We start from the raw sequence: 1,314 nt of genomic DNA on the forward strand, positions 1-1,314 counted from the left end.
CTTGCTGACGGACACAAGTGCTTGAAAAGCAAGTAGGGGAGGGGTTGGACAAAACAGAAAAATCTGGGTAAATGGGGTAGTCAATAAAAATCCCAATTATGACCCAGAAAAAAATCTACTCACAAGTGTATAGCTACCTAAGCGCAGGTAGCAAATTTGTTGATATCAGACATATAGTGACGTTGGCATGGATGGTGGCGGCGTTACTAGGGAGCCAAAAGGTGAATCAGGGGGAATGGGGTAGCTACGTCCAAAGTCGAGCTATCCAAGAAGACAGCAATCAAAAACGATGGCGTCGGTTTTTAGGAAATCATCGGGTCAAGATCAAAGAAATCTATGTACCGTTAGTTCTAAAGGCAATATCACAGTGGAAGCAGGGAAGATTATACTTAGCCTTGGATAGTACCCAGTTGTGGAATAAATACTGCTTTGTCTACCTATCGGTGATTGGGGGAGGGAGAGCATTACCCCTGCTGTGGTTAGGGTTAGAACACAAAAGTGCCAGTGTCGCCTGGGAGAAATATGCCCCCTTACTCGAACAAGCGTATCAATATCTGGCAAATTTCCCAGAGGTGATGTTGTTGGCGGATAGGGGATTTGCCAATCACGATTTACTGAAATGGTTACAATTAACCCATTGGCACGCTTTCTATCCGTCTACCGTCCGATACTCTGATTCACGGTGTCCAGCGTCGAGGCTTTGGATATAGCGTTCGTGAGTTATATCCGCCCAAACGAGAAGCCGTTTTCTACAAAAATGTTGGTTTATGGGAAGATGCTCAACTTAAGGCTCATCTCGCAAGGCGCGGCAGTACCTGCCGCTAAGGATAATTGGGCAATTATCACTGATGAACCTCCCACCTTGAAGACTTTTTGGCAATATGGCTTGCGTTTTCGTATTGAACATCTGTTTTTAGATAGCAAGTCTGGGGTTTTTCAGTGGGAAATGTCTCGAGTTCGTTGTGCTGAGCGACTTGAACGCCTCTATCTGGTCATTGCTATTGCAGTTCTTTTCGCAACTTTAGTCGGCATGGCTGTCCAAAAAGACGGTTTACGTCGTCAGGTTGATGCCCATTTTCGTCGTGGACTTAGCTATCTAAAAATCGGTGTCCGGTGGCTTAATTCCTTTGTTCACAAGGCTTATTCCTTTTTACGCCTTGACCACTTGGTCTATCTTGACTCTACTCCTTGTTTCGCTTCCCAAAAAGCTCGTGACCGCTACTATCGAAAGATTACCTTCTCTCTGATTCAGGAATTTGATGCCTGGGCCTAAATGTACTGCTAAATGTACAAAAAAAAGTGTCCGTCAGTCAG

Annotated in this window: 2 protein-coding genes; both read left to right on the plus strand. The window is 44.9% G+C overall.

Features of this window, described 5'->3' with window-relative positions; genetic code table 11:
* Positions 1-98: 98 nt before the first annotated feature.
* On the plus strand, positions 99-710 hold the full coding sequence (locus tag F6K51_RS37470; protein WP_293031301.1) for a hypothetical protein: 612 nt from the start codon (positions 99-101) through the stop codon (positions 708-710).
* A gap of 65 nt (positions 711-775) precedes the next feature.
* Positions 776-1,273, plus strand: coding sequence for a hypothetical protein (locus F6K51_RS37475; RefSeq protein ID WP_293031304.1), 498 nt, complete (start codon positions 776-778; stop codon positions 1,271-1,273).
* Positions 1,274-1,314 lie beyond the last annotated feature (41 nt).

It is taken from the genome of Moorena sp. SIO3I8 (genome assembly GCF_010692325.1).
Lineage (GTDB): Bacteria > Cyanobacteriota > Cyanobacteriia > Cyanobacteriales > Coleofasciculaceae > Moorena.